The sequence below is a fragment of the Streptomyces sp. NBC_00654 genome (genome assembly GCF_026341775.1).
Lineage (GTDB): Bacteria > Actinomycetota > Actinomycetes > Streptomycetales > Streptomycetaceae > Streptomyces.
Map to the genome: position 1 here is coordinate 1,197,449 of NZ_JAPEOB010000001.1, position 19,834 is coordinate 1,217,282.

Genomic DNA, 19,834 nt, shown 5'->3' on the forward strand with positions numbered 1-19,834 from the left:
TCATCATCCCTTTTACCAAAGGTGGTTACAGCCATGTCTGCTGACGGAACCCCCCAGACGCCGTTCGAGCTCGGCGCCGACGACCACGCAAAGCTGGACGCAGTCCGTGAGGCGCTGCTGGACCCCTCGCCGCGTCGGATCGGCCGTCTGGACCAGTGGGGCCTGGCAGACGAGTACGAGGTGTACGCGGAGATCGCCCGGTACTCGGAGGTCTCCCTCGCCATGGAGGACGGGACGGTCCTGGACGCGTCGCTGAGCGTCCCGAAGAACCTCGCCCCCGGGCAGGTCTGCCCCACGGTCGTCCTGCCCGCTCCGCTGATCAGCGTCGGGCATCGTGCCTACCTCGGCATGATCTCCCGCTGGGCCCGGGGCGGCTACGTCGTCCTGGCCTACAGCCAGCGAGGTCTGGCCAAGTCCACGGGTGAGATCCACGTTGCCGGTCCGCAGGATGTCGCCGACGCCACCGAGGTGATCAACTGGTTGATCCAGCAGGATGGGGTCGACGCCGACCGGATCGGATTCTTCGGCGCCTCCTACGGAGCCGGCACGAGCCTGCTCGCGGCCGCGCAGGATCCGCGGATCAAGGCCGTTGCGGGCGCCAGCGCCTGGACCGACCTGTTCGCCTCCCTGTACGAGAACGGCACCCGTCACCTCAAGGCGTTCGAGGCACTCGTGGCGCTCTTCGGCGAGGACCGGTGCTCGGAGGAGTTCCGCGGGATCATCCAGAAGATCCGCGCCAACACCATCGACGACGAGGTCAGGAAGTTCGCCGAGGCACGGTCGCCCAAGAACTACCTGAACGCGTACAACGACGCCGTGACGCCCATCCTCATGACCACCACCTGGCACGAGACCATCTTCTCGGTGCCCGCCGTCATCGACTTCCATAGCCGTCTGACCGGACCCAAGGCCCTCCTCGTCCAGGTCGGCGACCACGGCAACGCCGAGCTTCCGGGCCTGTTCGGCCTTTCCGCCAAGCCCACGGACATGGCCTACCGGTGGATGGACCACCACCTCGGCGGCAGCGCCGGCGACGGGGCGGCTCCGCGGTTCGACGTCCGCTCGGAGTACATGTTCAACCCCCTCTCCGACGTCCGCCACCCCTCCTGGGCCGACTACGCCCTGCCGAAGAAGCGGTTGCACCTCGCCGACGCGGCCTCCGGGAAGAGCGACGGACAGCTGGTCGAGGGCACCGCGGCGGCGGGCTGGACCCGTTCGGTGAAGGCCACCGGCGCGGGCACCGACATCGTCGTGGCCCCCCAGCTCATCCAGACCGGCCTGGCCGAACGCCTGGGCCTGCCCCACGTCTACAAGACGGCCGACATCGACCGCGGCCTCGCGGCGGTCTTCTCAACCACGCCGCTGGAAAAGGCCATGCGCGTGCGGGGCGACCTGGAACTGCGGGTGACGGTGAACCCGCAGCAGGCGGATGCCACGATCGTCGCCTACCTGCTCGACCACAACCCGGTCACCGGCAGGGCGTACATCGTCACCCACGCCCCCTACACCTTCACCGCTGAGCAGGCGGGCCAGGCCACCACCGCGACGTTCCCCCTCCAGCCCGCCGACTACGTCCTGGCCAAGGGCCACCAGCTCCAGCTGGTCATCGACACCCACGACCCCCTCTTCACCGCACCCAACACCACCACCGCGGTGTACACCCTCGACATCACCTCCCCGGAGGGCACCGAGTCCTACCTCGACGTCCCCCTCCACCCCGTCAACTGACCCCGCCCTCCGGGACATCGGTGCGGCCCGCCCGAACACAGACGGGCGGGCCGTACCGTCACCTTCAGCAGGGCGTTCGGGCGCACCGGCGGCCCGTCCGGAACGTGTCCGGCGTCCGATCACCCCTCGTGGTCCGCCCGGTGCTGCGGTGGTACGTAGAGCGCGCTCCGGGGGACCTCGCGGCCCGACGTGGCGTCGATGATCAACACCCCCCGGCCCTCACGCACGATCTGGAGGTCCGCCCCGACCGGAAAGTCGTAGATGCCGATGAGCGCCGGTTCGATGGCGCAGAGCTCGTTGAAGTCGACGGGCACCCAGTTCTTCGCGTTCGACAGGTAGTCACCCGTGTCGGTGTCGCCCAGGACGCGCCAGCCGTTGTCGGCCGACTGCCGGGACGGTTTGCGATGCACCCAGCGAATCCGGCTCTCGCCCGCGAGAACGCTCCGCGTTACCAGGCTCGCTCCAGCGCCCGGGATGAACTCAGGGTACGGACGGGACATGCGTTCCTCCTGCGGTGATCGGGGTGAGTGTTCCATGCTCGCCCAACGGCTGTACGGGCAGGCCCGAGCCCCGGCCTGCGCCCTTCGGTACGGTGTCACCACCCGCTACGACAGGACCTGGGCCCGGAACGTACGTCACTTCGCCCCGCGTTGGCTGCCCACCGTCATCGAGGGCTGGAGGAACTGCGTCCGTCCGGCGTCCCGCGACCCCGACCGCATGGCCAACGGCCGTGCCCGGCCGCTCGACTGCCCGGACAGGGACACCCCTGAAATCCCTTCGCCCGTGCTTGCCTAGTCCCGTACGTTCGCGGGATTGTCCTCGCTGCTGGGAGTCACAAGGTCGGTGTGTGGTCTCCCCTGCGCACCCCAGGCTGAGAGGTGGTTTCGTCAATGGCATGTCGTATCAGTGAGCTCGTGCTCGGTTGCCGCGAACCCGAGGTGCTGGCGCGGTTCTGGTGCGAGGTCCTGGACTTCGTCGTGCTCGATCGTGAGGACGACGGAACGCTGGAGATCGGGCCGCGCGAAGGGTTCGGCGGTCCGCAGCCGACGATCATCCTCAGTCGCAGGGACGAGCCGGAGAAGGGGAAGTCCCGGCTGCACATCGACGTCAACGCCACCGACCGCGATCAGGACGCCGAGCTCGAACGCCTTCTCAAGCTCGGTGCGCGCCCGGCCGACATCGGCCAGACGGGGGAGGAGCAGTGGCACGTTCTGACCGACCCCAACACTCCTGACTACCAGTTCTGAGCATACGCGCACGTCAGCGCCAACGACAGAGCCCCGCACGGCACTTGGCCGAACGGGGCGTTTTGCTGTCTGAGTAGGGCGCTACGGACGGCGCAACACGTCCTCGGGCGTCGGGCCCCGACCCGAACTCCACGGCGTGGTCCAGGCACGCGTAGAGGGTCGTTCCGGGGCCACTGGCACTCTCGATGTAGCGCACGGGGATCGGGGCGCGGGTCACTTCGTGGCAGCCGACGCAGAGCGCGACGTGTCCCGCGAGGACTTCCGGGAACAGCTCATCTGCGGTCATGCGGACACCCCCGCAGCGGCGAACGCGGACGCGGGGAACGGAGCACCCTCGTACGTGTAGGGGTAGTCCACTCCCTCCACAGCGAGGGCAGCAGCGCGCCGATGCTCCCGGATCACATGCAGCTCTAGCGTCTGTTCGGCTTCCCGCACGAGCAGCCACGGCCCTATGCGGTGGTGCCACGGGGACGGCATCGAGCGAGCGAGGACGTGAGCGGGGATCGGCGTGGTCGGGCCGCAGATGACGCGGGGCGGATTGGTCGGCTCGGGGACGAGCACGGGAACGGCTCGGCGTTTTCCTCGGGCGGGCAGCAGCAGCCGCAGCACCCAAAAGCAGTGCACGGGCGATAGAGCAGTGCACGGGCGATAGAATCGCGCATGTCGCAACTCCTCTACCCTCATCTACTTACGTATAGAAACGGCCCTCGGCGTGGCCGGTTGTCTACGCTTCCCCTCATGAGCCCGAGCGAGCATTGACTACGAAGCCCCGACGCCGCCGTATCAGCAGATCGCGGCAGAGATCATCCGGGATATCAAGTCGGGCACCCTTGCCGTGGACCGTCCGATCCCCTCGGAGTCCTCGTTGATCCAGCGATGGGGCGTGGCTCGGGACACTGCCCGCCGCGCGGTGCGGCACCTTCGGGAACTCGGGTACGTCTACACCGTGCCGCAGCGAGGTACCTACGTACGCGACCGCAGCGGCGAGGACGAGCGCCAGGACGCGCAGTAGCCCCGCCCGTGTGCCACGGGGCAGCACGCGGACGGGGCCGGTATGGGTGTGCGGTCAGTCAGTGCGGCGCGGAGGTGGACGCGCGCAGATCAGAGAGACGCCGCTGATACATCGGCCCGATGGCATGTGCGCCCCTGGCCTCGCTCGGCGTGGCCTGTTCGATCAGGTGATGGGAAACCGCCTTGAGGTGAGCGGCCCAAGCAATCACGTGTTGCTGAGCCGTCCGCCCGCATTCCTGCGGTTCACCAGGGAGGCACAGCGGGAGTTCCGGCCCGAGCTTGTTGGCTGCGTGCCGGACGTACCGAGCGATGGTGAGCCATTCGTCCTCGGTCCGCCGGATGGCGTTGCCTTGGTCCTCCCACCCCCATGGGCCGAAGTCGTCCCCGTGATCGTCCATGTGTGCGCTCCCTTTGCATTCAGCGGGCTAGACCGGTGCGGCGATCGTAGCGGCGGTGCCCGCTTCCTTGGGGTCGCAGTGCCCGACCGAGGGAACGCACGGGCCGCAGGGGCCGCACATGGGCAGGAATTGCGGAGGAGTGCACGACTGGACACCATCCCCGTGAACCGCTGCGATCTCGGCCGCAACGTCGGTCATTTGTGCGCCGCCCCAGATATCGGAGATCGGCCTTTCCAGCACGTTGCCGAGTGCCAGGAATCGACCGAGGACACACGGCCACACTTCGCCGGTCGGGCCGATGGCGAATTTCTCGTGGGCGCAGTGCCCGCACAGATCAGCGATGGTCGGCGCGGCCCCCTGGCTCGCCCGCCCGAATGCGCGGGTCCGGTCCCCGCCGACCGTGCCGACGCCAAGCGCCGTAAGGTCCTGCGCCGCTTGGTGTACGCGCTGTCCGTCCCGCACGGCGACGACTCCACCCCGCAGCGGGATACCGAGCGACAGGGCTTTTTGAACGTTGGCGCGAGTCTTCTTATGCGCCCCACGGAGTCGAGTCACCGAGTCGTGTTCCTCGGCGTTGTCCGAGTAGTACGACGTGGCGAGCTTGACGCCGTGTTCGGTGAACGTGTCCCACAGTTCCGCGCGTATGCGGGTCATGTTCGAGAACACCTCGACACCGAGGCCGCGCCCGTGGGCGTGCTTGATCAGTTCAGGCAAACCCGGGTAGAGCGTTGGCTCACCACCGTTGTCGCTGCTTAGTCGCAGTGTCTCTTTCAAGCCCTGCGCGAGCATTGAGGTCCGCCCAACTAGTGTTCTGTCGTTTGCAGTCGACTGTGTCTCATACCTAGAGTCGCCCGTCATGCAACAGACATTCTTCTCGGCTGGTGGCTGGGAGTCCTGGGGTCTCGATGACAGGCCGGTGATCCCCGAGGGCATGCCGGTGCTCGTCGATGACGACCTGCTGTTTGAGGATGGTGGGGTACCGCGGCCGACCGTCGCCGTGAATCGGTGGCTGAGCGAGCTGCCGTCGAGTGGCTGCCCGTCACCGCGGTCGTGGCGGTACTACGCGCAGGTGTTGCGTGGATGGTTGGAGCATCTTGCCGCGCACGGGTTCGGCCCGTTTGAGGAGCGGACCCGTCTGAAGGCCGCGCTGAGTTCGTACGCGGTGTTCCGGGCGAGCGGTCCGCTGGAGCAGCGGATCGAGGCCACGACGTGGAACCAGCACATGAGCATCCTGTCCGGCTTCTATCGGTGGGCGGTGGCTGAAGGCGTCGCGTCGGCCGAGCCGTTCACCTACAAGCAGGCTCAGACGTTCTACGGCGATCAGGTGCGCGAGCGGTCGGTGAACCTGGCGAACCGTCGTACCCCGAAGGCCCACGTGACGATCAAGTACCTGGAGAACGACTTCGCCGAGTTGTTCCTGCGTGCTCTGGCGGGGCTGCGGCCCGACGGAGGCGAGGACGAGGGCTTCCGCGGGAGGGAGACTGCCCGCAACGCGGCGATCGGTCGGCTGGCGTTGTCGACTGGCTTGCGCCGACAGGAGTTCACCTACTTGCTCACGACCGAGGTTCCGCCGCTTCCTCCCGCGCCGACGGCATTGCCGATCTCCTTCCCGGTGGCGGCCGGCATCACGAAGGGACGCAAGTACCGCACGACCTGGATCGACTATGCGGCGCTGGCCGAAGTGCACGGCTATATGGACCTGTTCCGGCCCCTCTCCGCCGAGGGTTCGTCGTGGCGTCCGCCTGCGCGATGGGGGGAGCCGCTGGTGGTGACCGAAGCGGATGCGCGAGGCGGGAGGGTCAACGGCAAGCGCACACAGTGGGCTTCGCTGCGGCCGGTCGAGCGACGCCGCCTGGTCGCCCCGGACGGAGGCAGCATGTTGCTGGCCGTCCGGTACGACGGTGGCCCGTTCACGGCCTGGCCCACCGTCTTCGCCCGCACTTCGACGCGGATCCGCGATCGGCACGAACCCCGGTTCCCTCACGTCTTCGCCCACCGGCTGCGTCACAGCTTCGCGATGCGCACGTTGGAACTGCTGGTCGGCGGCTACTACACGCAGGCGGCGAAGCTCGTTCGCGACACGGATGCCGACGCCGCGCTGGCGCTCTACCTGAGCAAGGCCGATCCGTTGATGGTGCTGCGCGACCTGCTGGGGCACTCCAGTGTCCTCGTCACGGAGACCTACCTTCGGCGCCTGGACATGACCCGCATCTACAAGGACGCCTACGACCGGGCGGAACGCCTCTACGATCCCGCTGGCCGCGAGGCAGTCGCCCACGAGGTCGACGACGAGTTCGACGACGAGGAGAGTTGATGCCCGCGCGTATCGTCGACGAGCCGCTGGGCATCGAATGCGTCCTGAGCAACGCCACCGCGGTCACCTTGACCTTCGGCACGTGCCCCAATCCGGTCCTGGCCCGCGAGCTGCTCAGCGGCCTGGTCAGACTGGTCCACCCGCACGGGCGGGTCGATGCACCCTCCACCGTGGAGATGTACGTCAACGCTGCCCGCGCGATGGTCAAGACCCTGGACGCCGACGGTTTCACGGGATCTGCTGCGGGGCTTTCCCGGGCACGTCTCGCAGAGTACTTGTGGGGCCTGTCTCATCAGGCTGAAGCGGCCTGCCGTCGCATGCTGACCGTCTTCGATGAGGACGTACGGGTACTGCGGCCCGAGGTGCGTGAACTCGTCCGCGGCCGGGCGTTCAACCGGACCGTGGCCAGGGCACCGCTGGCTCCCTACGGAGAGCGGGAGTGGCAGCGACTGCAGGAAGCATGCCGTGCTGTGGTTCGAGAGTCCTACGCCGCTCACCAGCGGGCGCTCGCCGCCGCCGAGGACGGCCAGGATCCCCGCGAGGGTGGGTGGAGCGAACCGAACGTGCACTGGCAGCTTGTTCACTGCGGCCCGACCACCGCTACCGAGATCGGCGCGGAGCTCGGCTGGAGCACGCCATGGGTAAACCGGCAGATCCCCGAGCTCAGGCGGGCGACCACCGCCCTGTTCCCCGACGTCTCTGCGACGCTGGCCTACCGGCTCCTCTTCGCCACCTACACTGGGGTCGTTCCCGACGGTGTCGACGATCTCAGCGTCGAGGGCCTGGACTGGGCCGGCGACGGGGTGGTCCTGCTCGACTACCTCAAGGGCCGCACGGCCAAGGAGAGTACAACGTTGAACCGGCGCGGCGTGCGCCTGCTGGAACAGTGGCTGCGGCACTCCGAACTGTCCCGGCGGCACGCTCCTCGCGAGTTCCGTGATGCCTTGTGGCTGCGGCACGTGCCCGGCAGCGTCGGGGGGCCGTGGCACACGACCCCCATTTCGACGTATCCGGTGCGGGCCTGGATGACCAAGCACCAAGTCGTCGGCGACGACGGAAAGCCGCTCAAGATCCACGAGTCCCGCATCCGGACCACCTACCAGTCTCTGCGTGAACGGCGAAGCTGGTTCGGCAGCACCCGGGCCACCGTGGACCCGAACCACACTCCCCAGGTGGAAGGCGATCACTACCTGACCGTGACCACACCGGCCCAGAAGGACGCCGTCGAGACCATCATCGAAGAAGCTCAGGCCGACCTGCTCCGAAAATCCCGTCCGCCGGTGATCCTGACGGAGGATCAGGCGGCGGACCTTGCTGGGGAACTTCCCGGGCTAGTCGCCGGGATGGACCTGGACGACTCGGCGCTTGCCGAGCTACTCGGCGGCGAGCGCGACGTGTTCGTCGCTGCCTGCACCGATCCACTCAGCGGCCTGCACGGTCCGGCGGGCAAGCCCTGCCCGGCACGACCGTGGATCTGCCTGCTCTGCCCATTGGCGATCTTCGCGCCACGGCACGTCCCGAATCTGCTGCGGATGAAGGCGTTCTTCTCCCGCCAGTGGAAGCAGACGCATGCCTCCCAGTTCATGGCCATCTTCGGCCCCTACGCGCAACGCGTCGATGAAGTCCTCGATGCCTTCCGCGCGCGTGACGCACAACTGGTCCTCCGCGCGGCCGACACGGTGGCCGATACCGACGACGAACTGCCGCTGCTTCCCGAGGAGCGCACACAGTGATCAGACGCCACACCGCCGTGAGCACCGCGGAGCCCCTGAGCTCCGCATTCGCCGGGCTCGCTCTCTGCCCGGCGGTCGGATTCGCGCTTCCTCCCGGGCAGGCCGGGCCCGTCTTCGGGCAGGACGTCTGGGACTTCAGCCAGGTCACCGGGCTCCCCGCCTACATGAAGACGGCTGATCGGATCCTGGACTTCACCCCGATCCGCAACCCGCTCTGGCGGGTGGTCGCCAAGGAGTACGCCGCGGCCCTGATGCTCCCGGGCCATGAGCGGGTCCGGGAACTCCCGAAAGCCGTCCGCACGCCCCATACCGTGCAGACGTGCAACCTGAAGCTGAAGGAGACCGCTCGGTGGCTGAACTGGCTCACCAGTCACGGTATCTCCCGGCTCGGAGACGTAACGGAGTACCACTGCACCGCCTACGTGGCGGAACGTGCGCGACGTCGCGACAAGAGGGGCGAGGTGATCGGGCAGCAGAGCCCGACCATGGCCAGAGCCGCTAACGTCGTCATCGAACTGGCCCACTACCGGGAGCTGTTCAGTACCGACCGCTACGCAGTTGACCTGCAGCCCTTCGGCGGGCGAGCCGCGTCGACGGTCGCGGGCCTCCGCAGGACCAGGAACGGGGAGAACTCCACCCCCGTCGTCCCCGACGAGGCCCTGCAGCCGTTGCTCGGTGCCGCGCTCTACATGGTGCAGGTCCTCGCCCCGCACATCCTCGCGCTGCGTGACCAGGTCCGTGACCTTCAGCAGCCGGCACCGAGTCCAGCACCACGCGTCCGAGGCGTGGCCGTCCTGGAGGAAGTCGTACGCCGCCGGATCGCCGAGGCCCGGCCCCTCGACCGACTCCCGCAGGGACGTATCACCCTGCGTCTGTCCAAGGGCACGTTCGCGCCGGAGGATCCACTCCTGCAGGTGTCACTCGACTCGCTCGCCCGTGAAGCGGGACGCTCCGAATTCAACTACCGCCACCTACCGGCGCTACGTCCCGTGCTCCTGCGGGCCCTGGACGCGGTGGGAGTCGAGCAGCCATGGGGCCGGGACGCCGCCACGGTCATCCGGGCGGACGAACAAGGCGAGATCCCGTGGACGGCTCCGATTCCCGAAGATCAGGTCAGGACTCTGGAGCGTCAACTGCGGACGGCATGCATCATCGTCACCGCGGCGGTCTCCGGGATGAGGATCAGCGAGATCGCCGAGCTCGCCGTGGGCTGCCGTCTGACCGAGGAGCCGATCCCGGGCATGGTCCGCTATCGCCTGGCAAGCAAGGTGATCAAGGGACAGCCGCTGGGCGGCACGGATGACGAGTGGATCGTCACGGAAGAGGTCCACCGCGCCGTCAAGGTCGCCGAGGATCTCATGGGCTCCGAGGAACCGGGAACCCTGTTGTTCGGGAACTTCGCCTTCAACCTGCTCTACAAACGCTTCCGTCGTTGGGTCAACGGCCCCAGCGGGCAAAGGCTCGGCCTATCTCCGATCCCTGAGCACCAGGTCAGCCTGCGTATGTTCCGCAGGACGCTGGCCATGGCCCTGGCCTACCGGCCCGGCGGAGTGCTCGCTACCAAGATTGCTTTGAAGCATGTGTCCGTGGCGACGACGGAGGGGTACGCGAACCGGCCCGGCGGTGCTCAGTCCCGGCTCCTGGCCGAGGTCACCGCGGAGGAACAGCAACGCAACCTCGACCTGACGCTTGCCGAATACCGCAAGCACCAACAGGGGATCCAGCCCTCCGGGCCGGGCGCGAGGGACCTCGTGAAGTTCTTCGACTCGGTGGACAGCGCCCTGCACGAACAGACGAAGAAGGCCCCACACGTCGTGCTCAACGATCAGCAGATCCGCACCATGCTCTCCAAGCGGGCCTCCTCCCTCCACCTCGGCGTCGCCAACTACTGCTGGTTCACGGACCCGTCGCGGGCACTCTGCCTGAAGCTCGCCCAGACCCCGAACGCCAAGAAGCCGCTGATCGGGATGTGCGACTCCACGCGCTGCCCGCAGGCCACCCACCACGCCTGCCATCGACCCGTCTGGGCCGAGCACCAGACAACCACCAAGGTCTTCCTGGGCAACCTCGGCCGCGGACACAGAGCCGAACGCGAACGCCTGGAAGCCGACCTTGCCCGCTGCGAGCACGTCCTCGCCGAAATCGACAGCACCGCCGGAAACGGAGCCTGACATGGGACGCATCACCGATCAGGACCGCCAGCACAACGAGACGGCGATCCGCGCCGCGATGGACCGGCTACTCGCCGGGGACCTCCCCGAGGACAGCCGACGCGACATCAAGACCCTTGCTGCAATGGCCGGGGTCACCCGAACCGGCTTCTACCCGAAGAAGAACCGTGACGGCTCCTCCCGTCCCGGCCCTTACCAGCATCTCGCCGAGGAATTCAGCCGCCGCCTGCTGGCCCTCGAAGCGGCTGGCCAGATCGTCGACCCACGAGCCGCGCAGATCGATCGACTCAAAGCTCACGTGGGTGAGCTCAAGGAACGGGTCGCCGAACGCAACATGCAGATCTCCGAGTTGACCGAGTTCAAGCAGCAAGCACTCTCTCGCATCGCCGCACAACACCAGGAGATCGAGCGCCTACGTGCTCAGATCGGAGCAGGAAGCAAGGTCACTCCGCTACCTAGGTGATCAACTCCAAGGGATACCTGCGGAGGGTGTGGGGGTGGGCGGTCAGGCGTCGGGGTCGACTGCGGGGTGCGTGAACCGCACGGGCTTTCCCAGCGACCGGGCGTAGGTGATTTCGGCTCGGGTGCTGTCTCCGATGTAGTCGCCGACTACGAGTGCCTCATCAGCGAGCCGGATCTTCGCCCGGTGCAGATCGTCGAGTCGAACCTTCAGCGCCTCGGCCTCGACAGGATCGGACCAAAGTTCGTGCGGCGACTTCATGTCGCAACCCGGCTTGACGACAATCCTTCCGGCTTTGGTCTCCCGCAGATCGGCCTCGGTCATCTCGGTCATGAAACGGGTGGAGCCGCAGATCACGACGATACGCGGGAGGCTCAACTGCTTCTTCGCGTCGGCGAGTTTCTCCTCGGGGGTAAGCGGTTGCAGGTATGACACTGGTTCCTCCTGGTGGTGTGGTCCAAGGTGTGCCGGCGGAGACGAGAATGAGGGTGTCCAAGATCGTTGGACAGCTCGACCTCGAACGGTACCGAGGGCGCACACCCGGAGGGGTCATAGCCCGCGTCATGCAAAGCATCCTCGCGCTGACCGCGGCGATCTGGCACAACGACGCCACCGGACAAACCGTCCTGCGCTCACTGATCGCTTACGATCACTGACCCCTTGGAATAGATCATCTAGCCGGTCGCCGCGGGCAGCTCCGGCGCGGCCGTTCAGGCTGCGGCTTCGCCGGAGTCTTCGTCGTCGTTCCGGGCGCCGCCCCGCCTGTAAGGCGGGATCTCGATGACACGCCCGTCGCGGAGGGTCCTCGTGTGCTTCTTCACGCCGTGCTCGACTGGGGAGTTTCGCGGCTTGCCGGAGGCGGAGTCCGGCTCGCTCTCCTTGACCTCGGTGAAGTCCTCGGCGTCTGCGACGGGGGCGTCCTCGGTGTCCTCGTCGCGTTGAGCGAGCTGCTCCAGGGCCGTCTTGGTGACCACGGCGCCGACGGCTAGGAGGATACTCCCGGCGGCGATGAGCTTGCCCTTGTGCCTCTCGGCCAGGGCCTTCGCCTTCTCGGTCACGGACCTGGGCTTGCTGTTCTCGGGCTTCCCGTCCTCGGGCATGGAGTCGCTCACGGGCACAGATCTATCGGACTTGTCCCCGATCTGTCAGGTGTTCCCCCGATTTCGGATCGGGGGAACATTGGGCCCATGGAGCCCCCCATCGTCCAAGAGGTGATCCGCGAGTGCCTGGCCGCCAACCCTCGGTTGCCGAGCAGTGCGAGGGGCGGCTTCCTAGTCGGTGACACCCAGCGCAGCGCGCGCACAGCGGACGAATTCGTCCAGGGCCTCGTTGTGCTCCCGCCAGGACTGCTCAAGCAAGGGGCCGATCTCAGGCTCCAAGCCGTCGTTGAGCAGAGCCGACTTTCCCTCTGAGCTCAGATTAGGGATCCGGTCGAGAGCCGCCGACGCCGCATCGTGTGCATCCATCATGTTCGAGTCCTCGGCCTCATACGCGGCACGCCAAGCATCCAGGGCCTCCACGGCCCGACGAGCATCCTCGTACTCGGGCATCCAGACACGTACGCCCGTCAACTGCATGTGGAACCGGTACGCCTCACCTCGTTCGCGCGCAAGACGCTGAAGGTCCTGCGACGCATGCAGAACGCGGGAGGACGCGGCGGTGAGGGAGGCGGGTGCGACAAGCTGGACCACCCCCCAGGCGTGGAGAAGTTCGTCGTATGCGGGCGTGGAAGCTCCCGCGTCGGGCTGCCGGAACAGCGTGTGTAGCACTCGGCCGAAGGCCCTGTCAGCGCGGATCAGGTTCGTCGCTGCGCTGATCCGCTGCTCGCGCAGAGCCGCGGCGTGGGCGGCGGCCGCGGCGTGGTCGGCCTGTTCGCGGACCGCTTGGAGGGTTGCTGCCGCAGCCGTTGTTGCTGCCTTCTCCGCAGCCTTGGCCTGCGCGTGGCCCCCACGGGCCTGGATCCAGGCTCCGAGCCAGACTCCGGCGAAGGCGAGCACGATGGGAAAGAGCCAGACTATGAGCGCCTGGTGCTCCTCAAGGAAGTCAGTCACGCACAGATCTTCCCCTGCAGAAGAGCACCGCCTGCTCCCTCTGCCCGAACTGCTGCTCCTCAGCGTCGCCGAACACCGAGCCACCCACCCCACCGCCCTCGCCCGTTCACGGACAGGTCTCGTCGTCCTTGACCACGTTGTCCACGGCGTCGAATGGTTCGCCGACGCCGCCGTCCTCCTGGACCGGATCGGCGACTCTCTAGGGGCGACGCGTGACCGCCACGGCGATCGCGCCGCCGCAGCCCGTTACACCACCCGCCGCCTCAAGACGAAGAGCAGGCAATCGGCTCCTGCATCTGACGTCCCAAAGAATCCGCGTGCGGTCGGCGGGCAGCGGGCATTCGAGGTGACCTTCCTCACGTGTTACGGTCGTCGCCGTCTCCGAAAGGGACACAATGCGAGTCGTCATGGCAACACGGCCGGGCCTCTCCGCCCGCAACTGAAGCGACACGACCTGCGAGGGACACCACGACCGCGCGAACAACCACCGATGAACTGAACGTCCAACGTGCCCATGTCGGCAAGCTGGTCGATCACGTCCAGCCAGTCCCGCACAGTCATGGTTCCGTGTGTGCCCTTGGGCCCGCTGTCCGCGTAGCAGTGATCACAGAACTCATTGTAGAGTCCCGTGACTTCCAGCCACGCGAATAAGAGACGGTTTCCGGCAGCGCTCATTGCATCTCCTTGTGACCGTTGGTGTTTGGTGCCCCACCCCTGCCGAGATTCCGAATTTCATGGGGGAACGGGTTCGGTTACGTCCGGCAGGGGTGGGAGTTCATAAGCGGCCGGTTGCGGCCAGCGTGGGAATCGCTGTGATGAGTGCAGCGGTTACGAACACGAATGCGGACCGCCCGGCGCGGCGTACGTACTTCACGCGCTGTCCAGCGGGCCGCAGTTCGGGCAGTCCTCGGGGTGGAGGGGCGATGGCGGGTGCGTCGGGCCCGGAAGGTAGACCACGCCCGACGCCATGTTCAGAGCCCCGCCGTACTGGTCCCACCACCCGGGCGGGGAGTCCGCATAAGGCCCGGACGGGTCGTCTGTGAGGCTCACGAGCTGCGGGGCCGGAAGAGGGCATGTGGGGCGTCTCTGCCGCTGCGCCGGAGTGGTGGTCATCTGTGCGCGTCCGTGAGGTGCCGGCTGAGCCTGACGTTGCAGTCGCTCACGCGGCTACCGTCGCCGTTCGCCTTGGCGCGGTCGCAGTCTATGGCGACCTTGTCGCAGTGCGGGCATCCGGCGACAGGCTGAGGAGACTGCGGGGCGTCGGTCCTCCCTGCGGTGCTTGCGTGCGTCGTGGTCTGCCTCGCCATGGTCACCAACTCACTCTTTGGCCAAGTCCGCTTCGGGCGTTGGTCGTTCAACTACGGAAGCGCGACCGGGGACGCGTGACCACGGCAGAAAGGCCGCAGTTTCGCCGCACGCGGGCCGCGCTGGCTACGCTGGCCAGGGAAGACGCACCGGCGCGAGAGGGGACGGGCCACGATGAGCAGTCGGCGGCGGAGGTTGGCAGAGCGCCGGAAAGCGTGCGGGCTCAACCAAGAGGGATTCGCGGAAGCGGTAGGCGTTGACCGCTCGACCGTTCAGCGCTGGGAGGGCGGGAAGAACGACCCTCAACCGTGGCAGCGGCCGAGAATTGCAAAGGTGCTGGCGGTCACATCGGCAGAACTGGACGCGCTGCTTGTGCCCGACGCCTACGCCTCGCCTGCGTCGCGCAATAGCTGGATCGCCAATAATTCCCCGGACGATGATGACGAATTCGAAGCGCTCGAACTCGCCCGGCGAGTATCGGCAAGTGATGTGGGTCGGGAAACTCTGGGGCGCCTCGAATTTGCGTTTGATGACCTAGCCATGAAATACCCCGTATCCCCGCCCCAGGATCTACTACGGCGAGTCCGCAAGCACTCTTCGTATGTAGCGCGTCTCATGGATGCTCGCATGACTCTTGCAGAACAACGCCGCTTGTATGTCGTTGGCGGCTGGTTCCAATTGCTCGGGGCCACGCTCCATATCGACTTGCACCAAGACAATGCGGCCACCGCTCGTTTGCAGACAGCGGCAACTCTGGCGCAGCACGCGGAGCACCGCGAGATAGAAGCATGGTGCTATGAGACGGACGCTTGGAGGGTCCTCACGGAAGGTGATTACAAGCGCGCTCTTGAACTCTCACTGATTGCACAGAACTTGGCACCTGTCGGTACCTCTGCCGCAATCCAAGCCACCGCACAGGAAGGGCGGGCGAGAGCGCGACTCGGAGAGGAACAGGAAACCTATGCAGCTATCGAGCGCGTCCGCCGCATGTCGGCCGGGATGGTTCCAGGAAAAGGAACCGAGCACCATTATCAATACGACCCGAGCAAGGCTCTAGCTTATACCGCGACAACGCTTGCATGGGTCGGAGATCCGGCGGCCGAAGGTTACGCGCGCCAAGTTATCGCTAAACTTGCACCCGCTGACGATGTGGAGAAATGGCCTCGCCGCGTAGCCTCAGCAAATATCGATCTGGCGTTGGCACTTCTTGGAAGTGACCAACTGGACGAAGCGTGCGACGCTGCGCAGCGCGCAATCCTGTCAGGCCGTATCGTACCATCTAATCATTGGCGGGCCTTGGAAGTCGTAAAGGCCGTGGAAAGTCGGCAACTACCCGAAGCCTCCGATTTGCGAGAGGCATACCAGGGGCTGAATGCACTCCCGCGCGGTAAATGAAAATACCCCGTACCGCCATCCTGATATTGGATAGCGATACGGGGTTGTGTGGCGTGTCGGGTCAGTCCCAAACATCCGAGTCGTCAGCGTCGGGCTCGGGGGTCGTAATGGCGGTGCGCGCACTCGGCGAGAGATCCAACTCCCGTATGTATCGGCCGAGTTGGGTGCGGTACTGGCCCGCGATGGTGGTAGCGCCGTTCTTCTGCCACCCCCGCTCGCCCTGGACGAGCAAGCCGTTCTCCGACAGCTCCCGATCGCACTGGTCGATCCGCGCGGCAGATATGCAGTAGTCCTTAAGGACCGTGGTATCTACCTCGCCGAGTCCGACCGCGAGTTTCAGTACGGGGACGACGCGCTGCCATTCACGCGAGGCGACAGCACGGCAGCGGGTGTTGACCGCTTCCCGTTTCGGATCGTCCACCGTTCGGAAAGTCTCGCGCCAATCCGGCTCGGTCAGATCCGAGGGTGGTACGGCAGTGCTATCCGGGACAGGACGCTTTCCGGCGTTGCCTTCCCGGATCACTTGCAGCGCGGGTTTCTTGCGCCGTGGATCGGCCAAGGTCACTTCCTTTCGATATGCGGGTAATGCATCAGGCCCGCGCAAATGGCTTTAGCTGCGGCGAGAGTCTTTTGCCTCCCTGCCGCTCAGCAGCGAGAGGGGAAGGGGGTCACCCCCTGGTCAGAACGGCGGAGGTTCGAACGCCTCCCGCCGCGAACGTGCTTCGGCAGCGAATCCGCCCGGCTGATTACGTGCGGTCTCCCGGTTGTGGCACGCAACGCACAGCGGACGAAGATGCTTCGCCGCATCCGGGTTCGACTCACCCCGAGCGATCAACTCACGTCGGGACAGCGGGAAATGGTCGGCCACGTTCGCCGCACGACCGCACAGCACACACCACAGGTTCGCGTACAGGTACGCCTTACGGATGCGCTGCCAACGGGTCGTGTAGACAGCACCGCCGCGCGAGGCACGGTCCGCGTTCGCTTCCCTGGCGTGCTTCGGGCAGCGTCCGTCGGCTGCCGTCAGCTCGGGGCACCCGGGGATGCTGCAAGGGGGGTGGGGTCTGCGAGGCATGGGAGATTCACCTCCGGCGTGGAGTTTCATAGCTCCGCTGGTGACTTACTGACGAGGCAGCGTCCGCGGAACGTCCTTCCCCTCGGGCACGCAGCGTGCTGAGCTGGAGACATGGAACCAGTAAGAGCCCTCGCCCTTCCTTCGAGCTTCGCGTTGGGCTCCGTGTGACGATCCAGCGCGTCCCCGGATGGCTGGTGGCAGCCCTCGCCATGGCCACAGGAAGCGGACTCGCCGCGTGGTTCACGTCGTGGTGACGGCGCCGTCAGCTCGGGGCACCTGGGGATGTTGTAAGGGGGAGTGGTCTGCGGGGCATGGGGTCGCCTCCCGAGGGGTGGAAAGTGACATGCAAGTGACCCGCAAGTGGGGGTAGCGGTGCCCACTGCGACCGTGGTAATCACATCCGCGTAAGTGGAGGAAAGTGGGGACGGTATGGCGTTGCGGCCCCCATTTCTTTGTGCTACGAGATCGGCCATTGAAGTGGGGTTAAGTGGCCCACGCTTAGAACTCCTAACGAAATGATCTTCAAGGTGGTTGGATCACTCCAAGGCCGTTGATTTAGGGGTGCGCAGTGGCTCGGCGGAAGCCGTGGGATGTCGATGACGAGCTGTGGGCGGTGATCGAGCCGCTGCTGCCGATGGTTGAGCGTCGGTACCGGCATCCGGGGCGGAAGCGGCATCCGGACCGGCAGGTGTTTCAGGGCATCTTGTTCGTGCTGCACACCGGGATCGCCTGGGAACACCTGCCGCAGGAGCTCGGCTTCGGTTCGGGCATGACGTGCTGGCGCCGCCTGGCCGAGTGGACCGAGGCCGGCGTGTGGCCCCGGCTCCATGAAGCACTCTTGGCCAAACTCCGGAGCGCGGACGCCCTGGACTTCTCGCGGGCGGCCGTCGACGGCTCCCACATCCGGGCGTTAAAGGGGGCTCCAAGACGGGACGAAGCCCTGTTGACCGGGGCAAGACGGGCAGCAAGCACCATCTGATCACGGACGCCACTGGCATCCCGCTCGCCGTCACCCTGACCGGCGGCAACCGCAACGACGTCACCCAGCTCATCCCACTGCTCCAGGCAGTGCCGCACGTACGGGGCAAGCGCGGCAGACCTCGACACCGCCCCGACGTCGTGCTCGGTGACCGCGGATACGACCACGACAAATACCGTCGCCTCGTCCGCGCGCTCGGTGTGAAGCCACTGATCGCAAGACGCGGCATCGAGCACGGCTCCGGACTCGGAACCCAACGCTGGGTCGTAGAGCGCGCCTTCGCCCACCTGCACTGGTTCCGCCGCCTGCGGATCCGCTGGGAGATCCGCGACGACATCCACGAAGCCTTCCTCACTCTCGGGTGCGCACTCATCTGCTGGCGACGCCTGTCACAGGCGGCCCGGGCCCTCCCCCTCCCGCAGTAGCCATTCCCGCACCGAAGGAGCACGGTCAAGGAGCCGCCTGACCTGCATGCCCTCTTCGCGTGAGGTCACTTTCGGCAGCGGGGTGAAGTCGTCGGGGATCACATCCAGCAGGCTCAGCACACGGTCTCCCGTACGCAGAGTGATCAGCAGTTCCCACCGCACGTGACGTGGTACGTCCGGGCGGTGGGACAAGGTGTGCCACAGGGCCGGCCATAGATAGTGGGTGCCGTCAGGCGCCGCATTCGCGCGCACCCACGCCGGGTCCAACCGTTGACTCAGACCGAGGTCACACGCCCGCTCCTCCAGCCTGAACAGCGAGGCCGAATCGACAGCCTTCAGCTCGCGAGGCAACGGCTGTTCGAAGTCCATCGCCCCATGCTGCCCGACGGCATCCCACGACGAGGAGCCGACCCCAAAGTGTCATTCCGTTAGGAGTTCTTAGACGTTGCGGTGCCGTCCGGGCCCAGGTCTGATGATGAGCATGCCTCGAAGCAACGATGACCAACTGGCCATGTTCGAACTCCGCTGCGGCGGGCTGCATTTGACAATCCAACGTGTCCCCGAGTGTCTCATATCGCTACAGCGATATCGCTCTAGCGATTGCCGGTGGCCTTCGGCCGATGTTGTACTAACGCCGCTCTGGCCAAGCAGTTCACGGAGTATCACGGATACTGCCCCAAGTTCATGGACTTCGCGCCCCAACTACCTACCGCGACCGACCTCTCTCCGATGGGATACAAGATCATGTTTTCCCTGCCAGAAACGGCCCCTTGGTGGGCTGTCTTGGCTGTTGTCGCTCTGGGAATCGTCGTGTTCGGAGTACGTAGCTTCGTCCGCGCTGTCTGGCCGCAGACCTCCGCCCACCGCAAAGAGCTGCTACAGGAGCGGCAGCGGCAGCGTGGACAGGAGAGGGCTCGTAAGCAGGAGCACAAGAGTGCCCATAGACGAGAGCAGGAGCGGGCTCGTCGAAGGAAGGAAATCGGCAACCGGGAGAGATGGGACGCCGGGGCGGGGACCTGAAATAGGTTCCCGCCCGTAAGTGCTATTCATATCTCGGTTGAAAGCGAGCCTGGCACTCCATCGGAACTTACCGAGCCTGACCTCCAAATAATGCACGCAGGGCCGCTAATGCACGTTCCCTGATTTCTCTACTTGGATGTGTAATCGCCACTAGCGCTACGGCAGCGATCACGGCGAGAAATCCCGTTGCCGGTGCGGCTGTCGTCATCTCCACAGCAGGAACTTAGCGCGGTCTGCCCGCTTCACGCAAACCTTGTGCATAAGGAGACACCTTGTACACAAGGTCGCGATGTACACATTCGACTGCACAGAGGATTTCTGGAATACGGTGACCAGTAATCCAGAAATGCTGAGTCAGTTGTGCACACGCAGCAACGGGCGTAGCTAGCGGCGTCGCCGCGTGGTTTCGGTGGAACTGGCCGAAGATCACGACGTTCAAGAAAGCTGTCATCCGGATCAGGTTTCGGTTGATCTGTGCCCGCCCGAGGACTCGAACCCCGGAACTCTGCCGATTGGGTACGG

General features: G+C 66.0%; 19 protein-coding genes and 1 pseudogene. 12 read left to right on the plus strand and 8 right to left on the minus strand.

Annotation, left to right across the window (positions count from 1 at the left end):
• The first annotated feature begins 33 nt into the window (after nucleotides 1-33).
• Nucleotides 34-1,728 carry a CocE/NonD family hydrolase gene (locus tag OHA98_RS05295; protein WP_266922935.1) on the plus strand — a complete coding sequence of 565 codons (1,695 nt, stop codon included), beginning with the start codon at nucleotides 34-36 and terminating at the stop codon, nucleotides 1,726-1,728.
• Between the two features lie 119 nt (nucleotides 1,729-1,847).
• On the opposite strand, the gene OHA98_RS05300 is transcribed toward OHA98_RS05295, so the two are convergent.
• Nucleotides 1,848-2,228: a DUF2185 domain-containing protein gene (locus OHA98_RS05300; RefSeq protein ID WP_266922936.1), complete on the minus strand. Its 381-nt coding sequence runs from the start codon at nucleotides 2,226-2,228 to the stop codon at nucleotides 1,848-1,850.
• 34 nt (nucleotides 2,229-2,262) lie between these two features.
• Here OHA98_RS05300 and OHA98_RS05305 point away from each other — a divergent pair, with 34 nt between their 5' ends.
• The 4 genes from OHA98_RS05305 to OHA98_RS05320 all read left to right on the plus strand — a co-directional run bounded on the left by OHA98_RS05305 (nucleotide 2,263) and on the right by OHA98_RS05320 (nucleotide 3,987).
• Entirely contained in the window at nucleotides 2,263-2,523 is a 261-nt protein-coding gene (locus OHA98_RS05305) for a hypothetical protein (RefSeq protein WP_266922937.1), read from the plus strand.
• Nucleotides 2,524-2,618: 95 nt separating this feature from the next.
• A complete protein-coding gene (locus OHA98_RS05310; protein WP_266922938.1) occupies nucleotides 2,619-2,975 on the plus strand; it encodes a VOC family protein in 357 nt (118 codons plus the stop codon).
• A 220-nt stretch (nucleotides 2,976-3,195) separates the two neighbouring features.
• Nucleotides 3,196-3,321, plus strand: coding sequence for a hypothetical protein (locus OHA98_RS05315; protein ID WP_266922939.1), 126 nt, complete (start codon nucleotides 3,196-3,198; stop codon nucleotides 3,319-3,321).
• 408 nt (nucleotides 3,322-3,729) lie between these two features.
• A complete protein-coding gene (locus tag OHA98_RS05320; RefSeq protein WP_266927731.1) occupies nucleotides 3,730-3,987 on the plus strand; it encodes a winged helix-turn-helix domain-containing protein in 258 nt (85 codons plus the stop codon).
• Between the two features lie 58 nt (nucleotides 3,988-4,045).
• Here OHA98_RS05320 and OHA98_RS05325 read toward each other — a convergent pair whose 3' ends face one another.
• On the minus strand, nucleotides 4,046-4,384 hold the full coding sequence (locus OHA98_RS05325) for a hypothetical protein (RefSeq protein ID WP_266922940.1): 339 nt from the start codon (nucleotides 4,382-4,384) through the stop codon (nucleotides 4,046-4,048).
• A 27-nt stretch (nucleotides 4,385-4,411) separates the two neighbouring features.
• Nucleotides 4,412-5,173, minus strand: coding sequence for an SPASM domain-containing protein (locus tag OHA98_RS05330; protein WP_266922941.1), 762 nt, complete (start codon nucleotides 5,171-5,173; stop codon nucleotides 4,412-4,414).
• A 67-nt stretch (nucleotides 5,174-5,240) separates the two neighbouring features.
• Between OHA98_RS05330 and OHA98_RS05335 the strand changes: the two genes are divergently transcribed.
• Genes OHA98_RS05335 through OHA98_RS05350 form a run of 4 tightly spaced genes read left to right on the plus strand, consistent with a single transcriptional unit; the run spans nucleotide 5,241 to nucleotide 11,065 of the window.
• Complete coding sequence (locus OHA98_RS05335) at nucleotides 5,241-6,698, plus strand: site-specific integrase (RefSeq protein ID WP_266922942.1); 1,458 nt, start codon at nucleotides 5,241-5,243, stop codon at nucleotides 6,696-6,698.
• The gene (locus OHA98_RS05340; RefSeq protein ID WP_266922943.1) at nucleotides 6,698-8,431 is read left to right on the plus strand and encodes a hypothetical protein; all 1,734 of its coding nucleotides are present in this window, start codon (nucleotides 6,698-6,700) and stop codon (nucleotides 8,429-8,431) included. Before OHA98_RS05335 ends, OHA98_RS05340 begins: the two co-directional genes overlap by 1 nt.
• Nucleotides 8,428-10,602 (plus strand): site-specific integrase, encoded by a 2,175-nt coding sequence (locus OHA98_RS05345; protein ID WP_266922944.1) that lies wholly within the window; start codon nucleotides 8,428-8,430, stop codon nucleotides 10,600-10,602. The genes OHA98_RS05340 and OHA98_RS05345 overlap by 4 nt, the downstream gene beginning before the upstream one ends.
• A gap of 1 nt (nucleotide 10,603) precedes the next feature.
• A complete protein-coding gene (locus OHA98_RS05350; protein ID WP_266922945.1) occupies nucleotides 10,604-11,065 on the plus strand; it encodes a hypothetical protein in 462 nt (153 codons plus the stop codon).
• A 42-nt stretch (nucleotides 11,066-11,107) separates the two neighbouring features.
• Here the strand turns inward: OHA98_RS05350 and OHA98_RS05355 are convergent, their stop codons facing one another.
• Nucleotides 11,108-11,497 (minus strand): hypothetical protein, encoded by a 390-nt coding sequence (locus OHA98_RS05355; protein ID WP_266922946.1) that lies wholly within the window; start codon nucleotides 11,495-11,497, stop codon nucleotides 11,108-11,110.
• Nucleotides 11,498-11,565: 68 nt separating this feature from the next.
• Here OHA98_RS05355 and OHA98_RS05360 point away from each other — a divergent pair.
• Nucleotides 11,566-11,718, plus strand: a pseudogene (locus OHA98_RS05360) (IS982 family transposase); the annotation flags it as partial.
• 54 nt (nucleotides 11,719-11,772) lie between these two features.
• Here OHA98_RS05360 and OHA98_RS05365 read toward each other — a convergent pair.
• Nucleotides 11,773-12,174 carry a hypothetical protein gene (locus OHA98_RS05365; protein ID WP_266922947.1) on the minus strand — a complete coding sequence of 134 codons (402 nt, stop codon included), beginning with the start codon at nucleotides 12,172-12,174 and terminating at the stop codon, nucleotides 11,773-11,775.
• A gap of 159 nt (nucleotides 12,175-12,333) precedes the next feature.
• Nucleotides 12,334-13,113, minus strand: a complete 780-nt coding sequence (locus OHA98_RS05370) for a hypothetical protein (RefSeq protein ID WP_266922948.1) — start codon at nucleotides 13,111-13,113, stop codon at nucleotides 12,334-12,336.
• 1,479 nt (nucleotides 13,114-14,592) lie between these two features.
• On the opposite strand from OHA98_RS05370, the gene OHA98_RS05375 reads away from it, so the two are divergent.
• On the plus strand, nucleotides 14,593-15,813 hold the full coding sequence (locus OHA98_RS05375) for a helix-turn-helix transcriptional regulator (RefSeq protein WP_266922949.1): 1,221 nt from the start codon (nucleotides 14,593-14,595) through the stop codon (nucleotides 15,811-15,813).
• 61 nt (nucleotides 15,814-15,874) lie between these two features.
• On the opposite strand, the gene OHA98_RS05380 is transcribed toward OHA98_RS05375, so the two are convergent.
• On the minus strand, nucleotides 15,875-16,372 hold the full coding sequence (locus OHA98_RS05380; RefSeq protein WP_266922950.1) for a P27 family phage terminase small subunit: 498 nt from the start codon (nucleotides 16,370-16,372) through the stop codon (nucleotides 15,875-15,877).
• A 1,150-nt stretch (nucleotides 16,373-17,522) separates the two neighbouring features.
• Between OHA98_RS05380 and OHA98_RS05385 the strand changes: the two genes are divergently transcribed.
• Nucleotides 17,523-18,292, plus strand: a protein-coding gene (locus tag OHA98_RS05385) for an IS5 family transposase (protein ID WP_266927733.1) whose coding sequence is annotated in 2 segments (ribosomal slippage) — nucleotides 17,523-17,802 and nucleotides 17,802-18,292 — 771 coding nt in all. Because the reading frame shifts where the segments join, the coding sequence is not laid out codon by codon here.
• Here OHA98_RS05385 and OHA98_RS05390 read toward each other — a convergent pair.
• Nucleotides 18,257-18,661: a hypothetical protein gene (locus OHA98_RS05390; RefSeq protein WP_266922951.1), complete on the minus strand. Its 405-nt coding sequence runs from the start codon at nucleotides 18,659-18,661 to the stop codon at nucleotides 18,257-18,259. The two genes, OHA98_RS05385 and OHA98_RS05390, sit on opposite strands and share 36 nt — an antisense overlap.
• Between the last annotated feature and the right edge of the window lie 1,173 nt (nucleotides 18,662-19,834).

What these genes read in the sequence shown, in the direction of transcription:
- OHA98_RS05335 (WP_266922942.1), top strand. Translation starts at nt 5,241, where the DNA reads ATGCAACAGACATTCTTCTCGGCTGGTGGCTGGGAGTCCTGGGGTCTC.
- OHA98_RS05350 (WP_266922945.1), top strand. Translation starts at nt 10,604, where the DNA reads ATGGGACGCATCACCGATCAGGACCGCCAGCACAACGAGACGGCGATC.
- OHA98_RS05310 (WP_266922938.1), top strand. Translation starts at nt 2,619, where the DNA reads ATGGCATGTCGTATCAGTGAGCTCGTGCTCGGTTGCCGCGAACCCGAG.
- OHA98_RS05375 (WP_266922949.1), top strand. Translation starts at nt 14,593, where the DNA reads ATGAGCAGTCGGCGGCGGAGGTTGGCAGAGCGCCGGAAAGCGTGCGGG.
- OHA98_RS05330 (WP_266922941.1), bottom strand. Translation starts at nt 5,173, where the DNA reads ATGCTCGCGCAGGGCTTGAAAGAGACACTGCGACTAAGCAGCGACAAC.
- OHA98_RS05390 (WP_266922951.1), bottom strand. Translation starts at nt 18,661, where the DNA reads ATGGACTTCGAACAGCCGTTGCCTCGCGAGCTGAAGGCTGTCGATTCG.
- OHA98_RS05305 (WP_266922937.1), top strand. Translation starts at nt 2,263, where the DNA reads ATGCTCGCCCAACGGCTGTACGGGCAGGCCCGAGCCCCGGCCTGCGCC.
- OHA98_RS05340 (WP_266922943.1), top strand. Translation starts at nt 6,698, where the DNA reads ATGCCCGCGCGTATCGTCGACGAGCCGCTGGGCATCGAATGCGTCCTG.
- OHA98_RS05325 (WP_266922940.1), bottom strand. Translation starts at nt 4,384, where the DNA reads ATGGACGATCACGGGGACGACTTCGGCCCATGGGGGTGGGAGGACCAA.
- OHA98_RS05300 (WP_266922936.1), bottom strand. Translation starts at nt 2,228, where the DNA reads ATGTCCCGTCCGTACCCTGAGTTCATCCCGGGCGCTGGAGCGAGCCTG.
- OHA98_RS05295 (WP_266922935.1), top strand. Translation starts at nt 34, where the DNA reads ATGTCTGCTGACGGAACCCCCCAGACGCCGTTCGAGCTCGGCGCCGAC.